General features: G+C 42.8%; 8 protein-coding genes. 1 reads left to right on the top strand and 7 read right to left on the bottom strand.

Going from position 1 to position 8,323, the window contains the following annotated elements; genetic code table 11:
- The 7 genes from BLS65_RS18810 to BLS65_RS16395 all read right to left on the bottom strand — a co-directional run.
- Window positions 1-145: helix-turn-helix domain-containing protein (locus tag BLS65_RS18810; RefSeq protein WP_317039071.1), on the bottom strand; the 145-nt coding region annotated here is incomplete at its 3' end.
- A 181-nt stretch (window positions 146-326) separates the two neighbouring features.
- Window positions 327-1,424, bottom strand: a complete 1,098-nt coding sequence (locus tag BLS65_RS16420) for a reverse transcriptase/maturase family protein (protein ID WP_125869921.1) — start codon at window positions 1,422-1,424, stop codon at window positions 327-329.
- 8 nt (window positions 1,425-1,432) lie between these two features.
- Window positions 1,433-1,714: an FISUMP domain-containing protein gene (locus BLS65_RS16415; protein WP_170830179.1), complete on the bottom strand. Its 282-nt coding sequence runs from the start codon at window positions 1,712-1,714 to the stop codon at window positions 1,433-1,435.
- A gap of 127 nt (window positions 1,715-1,841) precedes the next feature.
- A complete protein-coding gene (locus BLS65_RS16410; protein WP_092440902.1) occupies window positions 1,842-2,183 on the bottom strand; it encodes a four helix bundle protein in 342 nt (113 codons plus the stop codon).
- A gap of 149 nt (window positions 2,184-2,332) precedes the next feature.
- Window positions 2,333-3,055 carry an FISUMP domain-containing protein gene (locus tag BLS65_RS16405; protein WP_092440901.1) on the bottom strand — a complete coding sequence of 241 codons (723 nt, stop codon included), beginning with the start codon at window positions 3,053-3,055 and terminating at the stop codon, window positions 2,333-2,335.
- A gap of 13 nt (window positions 3,056-3,068) precedes the next feature.
- The gene (locus BLS65_RS16400; RefSeq protein ID WP_092440900.1) at window positions 3,069-3,578 is read right to left on the bottom strand and encodes a T9SS type A sorting domain-containing protein; all 510 of its coding nucleotides are present in this window, start codon (window positions 3,576-3,578) and stop codon (window positions 3,069-3,071) included.
- 368 nt (window positions 3,579-3,946) lie between these two features.
- Entirely contained in the window at window positions 3,947-5,953 is a 2,007-nt protein-coding gene (locus BLS65_RS16395) for an ATP-binding protein (protein WP_092440899.1), read from the bottom strand.
- Between the two features lie 372 nt (window positions 5,954-6,325).
- Between BLS65_RS16395 and BLS65_RS16385 the strand changes: the two genes are divergently transcribed.
- Window positions 6,326-7,786: an NADP-dependent isocitrate dehydrogenase gene (locus tag BLS65_RS16385; RefSeq protein ID WP_092440897.1), complete on the top strand. Its 1,461-nt coding sequence runs from the start codon at window positions 6,326-6,328 to the stop codon at window positions 7,784-7,786.
- The last annotated feature ends 537 nt before the right edge of the window (window positions 7,787-8,323 follow it).

Raw genomic sequence — 8,323 nt, 5'->3', positions numbered from 1 at the left:
GCCGCTCGTAGGCACGCTGCGCCACGTTGCTCTCGTAAATGCCCGTTTTGGCATCCCTGTTCCTGCGAATCTCCCGGGATATCACGGAAGGGCTTCGGTTGATAAACAGGGCTATTTCTTTTTGTAGCTTGCCTTGCTGTAGCATGAGGGTAATTACATACCTTTGCTCTTGGTTGATGTGCGCCATTACAACTTATTTTTAGAGGACTTAGGGGGTAAAGAACCACATTTTTTCCATCGGAGCAGCGAAGGTGAGTAATTCTCATCTTCCTGTTCTGAAAAAATGCAATTCCTTTCTCTCCAATCAATCCTATAAGTTGCATTTGTTACTTGAATTTAGGCTTCATTATTCCTAAATACGAGTTCATACTGCTTTGGAAAGCCGATTGTTCTTCTTTTGTGGGTTTGTGGTCTCGGGCTATTTGATTTTGTTTTTCTATGGCATTATAAAAGTTTCCTTTGGTACGGTTGGCAATGTATATGCGGTTTGGCTTTATTACCGCACCAAGATATTTAACTCCTTTTAAATGGTGTTGCAGGTATATTTTATCAGGGTGCAATGTCAATTTTAAATTTGAAAGTAAAAATGCTGAAAGTTTTGGAATCATTGATTGTAGATAATCTTTATTCTCATGTATTAACACAAAATCGTCAACATAACGACCATAATATCTGATACCTAAATCTTTTTTAACCCAGTGGTCAAACTCATTCATGTATATATTGCCAAATAATTGAGATGTTAAATTACCTATTGGCAAGCCACAATTATTTTGAGCATGAAAAAGGCTTTTTGTTGGCGGCAAACCATTCCAATCATCCTTTTTGCCTTTTATTATGCAATTAACTTTGGGGTCGTTATAAATTGTTTTTTCAATGAGGTAAAGCACAAGTTCCAAATCAAAATCGACTTTGTTTTTATTGCCCATTAGTTCATTCCTGACTTTATCAAAAAGCAAAGTCTTGTCCATTGCCATGAAATAGCCTTTGATGTCGAGTTTTAGAATGTAACAGTCTTTGGAAAAGTTGTGAGAACATGACCGTATAAAATGATCAATACGTTTTATGCCGTAATGCGTTCCTTTGCCTTTTCTACAACTATAGCTGTCGTTGATAAAAGTTTTTTCAAAAATGGGTGATATGTAATTGTAAATGAAATGATGAATAACCCTATCTCTGAAATCGGCTGCAAAAATCTCACGCTTTACCGGTTTATCAACAATAAAACATATACTTGGCTTAGGCGTGTATTTGCGTTCTATAATTTCATTTGCTATGGCAAACAAATTTGCTTCCAAATGCTTTTCAAATGCAAGGGCGTTGATTGTGTTCCGCTTGTTTTTTCGTGCGTCAAAATATGCCTGAAACAAATCGAGCGTGATTTTATCTCGTTCAATGTCTGAAAACAAATTGTATTGCTGCATTTGAATTTTTATAAAAGCCACAGGGAAATAATCCCCGTGGCTGTGTTTTCCTTCAAATCCCTTACGCAACGGACTGAAAACCCCAACTCCTTATTGTTGTTGTTTCTGTTTACATTGCTATTATTGTAGTTCATGTTACGGTTCCATGCGTTTGTTGCATTGTTCTCCGTAGCACTCCACCAGTTACCGTTGTTTCCAATGTTGTTGAATGTTCCATTGTTGTTACGGTTGCCACCCGGAAGGGCTGTAAAAGTAACCTCTCTATTTGTTGTATCACCATTTGCAGGCAATACAATCTTTTATAGCTAACAAAAACCTGTTTTGGATATTGCAGGTATTTACAATGCCAGCGGGTTACCGGATTTAAAATTGCTCGCTCGTCTATGCCGTAGCACGCACGACTCTGGCGGAAAACTTTTATTTTTGGCTCTTTTGCCATCCGCTTAATTGTTTTGACACATTTTCGACTGCCTGATTTATTTTTACGAACTTTTCTAAACTTATCTGCTTCAAGTCTTTCATTACACGTATAAGCAAACGAATTACCTCTATTTGCTCCCTTGCCATTTGAAGCACATCAGCTTTTTGATGTCTTGTATTGGCACGATATATCAGCGTGAGCAACTCAATAGTTTCTTTTTTTAAACTCTCGCCAACGGTGTATTTATACTCTTTACTAAACTCCTTTGTAAACTGGAATATAGCCAACAGCAAGTCGTACGTTGCTTTATATACAGGAAGTTCATTATACTGTGCCATTTCTTAAAAAAATCGACCGCTTCGCGGGAAATAATCAAATAAATCAAATAGTCAAATAAATCAAATAAATTCTTAATCCCTTACGCAACGGACTGAAAACCCCAACTCCTTACCGCTGTAGCCTCTGATTACACTGCTACTATCGTCGTTCACGCCACGGTTCCACGCGCGTGAGTAGCATCGTACTCCGTAGCACTCCACCAGTAACCGCCGTAACCAATGTAGTAGAACGAACCACCGTAGTTACGGTAGCCACCCGGAAGGGCTGTGAAACCACTGCTATTATCAGCCCCGGTATTTGGGCTTGCCCAATGGGTAGTGCCTATTTCTTTAAGTTTACCCCCGGCAACACTTTCTCCACCCAAAAAGGTGGTTAATTGCGTCCACTCGGCATCACTTGGCAAATGCCAGCCTGTAGGGCATACGCCTTGTACTCCACTTGGGTTGACTGTGCTACTTGCTGCTCCATTCATAGCCGCAGGCCAGTTGTATAAAACGCCATAGATAGCGTAATTAGCTGTGGCTTTGGCATCTGCTACTACTGTTCCATTATATCCGTAAACATAATAATATGGAGTTGTTGTTGAGCCTGTGCCAGAACCAACCACACTTGGCAAGTATTTTAAGTTTTCGACCATCCATACCTGGCTGCCTATAGTAACTGTATGGTAAACATTGCCGTCGCGGCTATCCGTAAAAGTGTTGCCCTGTGTTATTGTAGGTTGATAAAATATGATACTGTCAACTTGTGTGTTTACATTGTATTTACTTATCACAGCACCTGCTTTCATTACATACATAGTGTCGTTTTGGGCTTGCCCTACATTAAAAAATGTAACTACGGCAATTAATGCTAAAAATAATTTTTTCATTGTTTTTCCTCCTTTATTGTTTAATGATTTTTACTGTTTTTGTTTCTGTCCCGTTGGTATAACGGCAAAGGTAAATGCCTTGTGGTAGTTGGCTCAAGTTGAGTGATACAATGCCTGTGCCTTCAGTTTGTTGTTTTTGCATTACCTTGCCTTCGAGGTTTAGAATACTTATGTGTCCTTCCCCGTTTTTTGTGCCTGTTAAATCAATGGTCAGCATATCGGCTACAGGGTTGGGGTAAGCATACAAAGTACTGCCTGCCGCCGTTTGTGGCTCGTTAATACCGTTTGTAAAGTCTTGAAAGCTTAGGTACTTTAATCCGCTCAGGGCATAAACCCCTGTGGTATTGTCGGTTTTCTGAACTGTTACATTCCCCGCAGAGAATGTCATCTTTCGTACATTACTTAAAGCATAAGCGGTTTGTGTGCCGTTGCTTTGCTTTACATACATGGTTTGCGCTTGTAGTCCTGTCAGTCCTAAGCCTAACAAGAGTACTGCACTTAATTTTAATCGTTTGTGTCGCATGTGTCCTCCTTTTTTAATTGATTATTAGTACTCGTTTTAATGTTCGTCATTCTGTTTATGTTCGTTGTCGCTCTCTTTTTATTATGGTGGGTAACTCGTTTATAAACCCAACTTAGTTGGGTTTAGCCACCCTTATTTGGGTGGCTAAACCTAGCTTTTGTTTCGGTTTATTTCTCACACTAAAGTAGTGGTATTATTATACAAAGTAGAAAGTGTCTTAGGAAAAATATCTTGGTTATGAGAATTGTATCGCTTTTATGCAAAAGCATAATACCGTAAGGCGGTCGCGTTAGGTTATAAAGTCGTGGCATAACACTGTAAGGGCGGCATGCCAACCGTGGCAATAATAATGCACGGCATTAAATTCCTTACAGCTTTATCGAAAGAACAAACTCGCTCCCCTCTCCTACGGCAGAGCGCAGGGATACTTCGCCACCAAGCAAATCGGCCAGTGATTTTGCAATGGACAACCCCAAACCGGGCCCTTGGCTAAATTGATTTAGCTTATAAAAGCGGTTAAAGATGGAGGAGTGCTGCAGCGGATCAATTCCTGGTCCACTATCTTTCACATAAAGCTCTATCCGCTGCCTTTCGTCGTCGAGTTTTACGCCAAGAATCACGTCGCCCGGATCGGCATACTTAAATGCATTGGTGACAAAATTATTTAGAATTTGCCGCACACGTATTTCATCCACCTTTATGGAAAGTTTTTTACACTCGGGAGGAATCGACAGAATCAAATTAATATGCTCCGGACAAAGCAGCTTATGGCTAGCATATACATCGGTGAGAAACGACTGTGCCCGCACCTCAAAATCGGCATGAATGGACATAACCCCGGCCTCTATCTTTGCAAGATCGATGATATCGTTAATTAGCGTGAGCAGCGTGTTGCTTTGGGAAACAATAACGTTCGAATAAATCAAGCGCTTCTCCTCTTTCATCTGATTTTCAGCCAAAAGTGATGAAAATCCAACAATGGCATTCAGCGGAGTTCGAATTTCGTGGCTCACATTGGCCAAAAATGCCGACTTCAACCTTTCGCTCTCCTCCGCTTTGCTCAACGCACCCAGAAGGGTGGATTCATAGTTCTTTTGGTTGGTAACGTTATGGCAAATACCTAAGACTCGCTGGGGTTTTCCTACCTTATCCATGGCCACTGTCCCAATTACCCTCAAAAAAACGTAACCCCCATTTTTCGAAGTTGCCCGGAATTCAACATCCATATTTGCCCCTGTGGCAATAGTTCGGGCAAGGGCAGTAAGAACATTCGCGCGATCGTCGGGATGAAAAGACCCAATAATGTGGTTGTTCAAATCGGATATGTCTTCCATAGAATACCCGGTCATTGCATAAATCTCCTTCGACCAGAAATAATTTTGGGTGGCAACATCAAACCCCCAAACGCCCATTTCCCCAAGATCCAAAACCTTAGCCATAAGAAACTCTTTCTCCCGAAGCTGCAGCGTCTTACGGCTCACTTGAATCCGAAGAATTAATACAAATACAGCTACTATGAAAAAAGCACCCACAAGCGAATAGAGAAAGATCGTCAGCCATAAGGGTATGTGTTGCCACGTTTTAGATACGTTAACTAAGCCATACTTCGAAAGGAGTTTAGCGTAAATGGAGGTTTCGCTGCCCATATACTGTATCAGGCGACGATTCATCTTTGCCATAATGGCTTTATGCTTCCCTTTGGTAAAGCCTATATTCAAATCGGTAGGGTTAAAGAATATTCCCGCCGATTGAACATCGTTGAGCATTGCCCCAAACAAGCTGGGCGATGGTCCAGCCACGGCATATATTTCATTTCGTATCAATGCCTCCACGGCGTCCTTATGCGACTCGTACGAAACAGGGGTAAATTCCAATTGGAATTCGGCAACATAGTTTACAAAACCAATCCCATTATTATCGTTTCGAATAAGACCAATACGCTTCCCTCTCAAATCGTTTAAGCCATGAAACTTCACATGTTTCCCCACATAGAGTTCGCTCCACATGGTATAAAAACGATTGCTTAAAAAATCGAGATGGGCCTTTCGCTCTGCTGAAACTTGTGTGCCGGGTAAAATATCGATCTCGCCCTTTTTAACCTTCTCAAACAAATCGGCCCAAGAACCATCCACCCATACATAGCGGATATGCTCATCATCGAGCAAGTGCTGCACGAGTTCTACAGAAAAACCACCGGGAGTTCCATCCGCACATCGGTACATTACTCCCGGAACATTAGGAAGTCCAACTTTATAAACGTATCCGCTATCGGATGACGCCTCTGCCACTATTGGAGCAGCAATAACATCGACAACAAGAACAAATCCTAGCTGAGCAACAAAGCATATGACTCGGAAAAACTTACCAGATACCATCTTTATAGCAGATTAATATCACACAAACTATAGCAGCAATATAAGACAATTTGACGAATGAATACAATTAACGGAGGAAAGAAAATCATACCGAATGAATTATTTGTGGTTCTAATATATCTCGTAAGAAATAGTTTATAAATCAACTTAAATTCGAACGAATGGGAATTTACATCTCCCAAAAAGAGCATATTTATAATGGAGCCGAGGTTAGTATGTCCCCAGTGAATCACTCAAATCACGTAATGCAAGTTGCCTTCGTTGGTCGATTCTTGCTTAAAGAAGAGATAAGCAAACGAGAAAATCGATTTACATTAAACAATAGTATGTATTGTGAGTTTTTATACCAACATTACGCCTCAAATAAAATATATGGATAATAAAATAGCAGTAACCATTGCCCGCGGCGATGGCATTGGCCCCGAGATAATGGATGCCGTGCTCCTCATACTGGAAAAGGCGAACGTAAATATCCAACCCGAATTCATCGAGATTGGCGAAAAAGTCTACCGCCAAGGATTCTCCTCGGGGATGAAGCCCGAGGCGTGGGAGTCGATCCAACGAAACAAGGTAATCCTAAAAGCCCCCATCACCACCCCGCAAGGAGGCGGATATAAGAGTCTGAACGTAACCATTCGCACGGCATTCGGTCTATTTGCCAACGTGAGGCCCACCAAGGCTATGCACCCGTTCGTAAAAACCCACTTCCCCAATCTCGACGTGGTTATTGTGCGCGAAAACGAGGAAGACCTATACACCGGGATTGAGTATCGACAAACCGCAGAGGTAACGCAAGCGCTGAAGCTGATATCGGTTCCCGGAACGGAGCGTATTGTGCGCTATGCCTTTGAATATGCCCGAACCAACGGCCGCAAAAAGGTGACCTGCATGGTGAAGGACAACATCATGAAGATTACCGACGGGCTCTTTGCCAACATCTTCCGCGAGGTGGGAAAAGAGTATCCACAAATAGTGCAAGAGATTAAAATCATCGACATTGGAGCGGCGCTCCTTGCCGAACGACCCGAGACGTTCGACGTGGTGGTAACCACAAACCTTTACGGCGACATTATCTCCGATATTGTAGCGCAGGTGAGCGGATCGGTGGGCATGGGCGGTTCGGCCAACATTGGCGAAACGGTTTCGATGTTTGAGGCCATACACGGCTCGGCTCCCGATATTGCCGGAAAGAATATCGCCAACCCCTCAGGCTTGCTCAATGCGGCCATTATGATGCTGGTACACCTTGGACAGCAAACCGTGGCAGCAACTATTGCCAACGCTTGGCTAAGAACCATTGAAGATGGTATCCACACCGGCGATATTTACAAGGAGGGACAAAGCGTGAGGAAGGTCGGAACAAAAGAGTTTGCCGAAGCGGTAGTTCAACGCCTCGGACAGCTACCAGCGCAGTTTACTTGCGTAGTGTTTCCTGAGGTAACCACACCTATTCAAATACCACCCTACAAGCGAAAGGTTGCCGAAAAGAAGCTGGTAGGCGTAGATCTATTTCTCGACTGGCCGGGAAGTAATCCCACCGAGCTATCCGACAAGTTGAATGCCGCAGCGGATGGTCTGCTAACGTTGAAAATGATCACCAACCGCGGAGTGATGGTTTACCCCGAGATGATGAACGATATCTTCTGCACCGACCACTGGCGCTGTCGTTTTGTAAAGGAGAGCAATACCAGCAAAACTGAAGCAACTATTCCCTACGCTCAAGTGATAATGCTTCTTATCCGGATTGAGGCAGCAGGGTTAGAAACCATCAAAACAGAAAACCTCTACACCTTCAACGGCGAGCTGGGATTTTCGCTTGGACAGGGAGAGTAAGACCGAAGACTGAAAACTGTAGACTGAAGACTGTAGACCGTAGACTGTAGACCGAAGACTGTAGACTGTAGACCGTAGACCGTAGACCGAAGACTGTAAACCGAAGACCGTAGACCGAAGACTGTAGACTGTAGACTGAAGACTGTAGACTGAAGACTGTAGACTGAAGACCGTAAACCGAAGACTGTAGACTGAAGACTAAAGACTGTAGACCGTAAACCGAAGACCGAAGACTGAAAACTGTAGACCGTAGACTGAAGACTGTAAACTGTAGACCGAAGACTGTAGACCGAAGACTGAAGACTGTAAACTGTAGACCGAAGACTGTAGACCGAAGACTGTAGACCGAAGACTGTAGACCGAAGACTGTAGACCGTAGACTGTAGACCGTAGACTGTAGACCGTAGACTGAAGACTGTAAACTGTAGACTGAAGACTGTAAACTGTAGACTGAAGACCGTAGACTGAAGACTGTAGACTGAAGACTGAAGACTGTAGACTGAAGACTGAAGACTGAAGACTGAAGACTGAAGACTG

This window comes from Williamwhitmania taraxaci, from assembly GCF_900096565.1.
Lineage (GTDB): Bacteria > Bacteroidota > Bacteroidia > Bacteroidales > Williamwhitmaniaceae > Williamwhitmania > Williamwhitmania taraxaci.
Note: the sequence above shows the minus strand (reverse complement) of the source record. Positions and strands in the feature narration are given on the sequence as shown.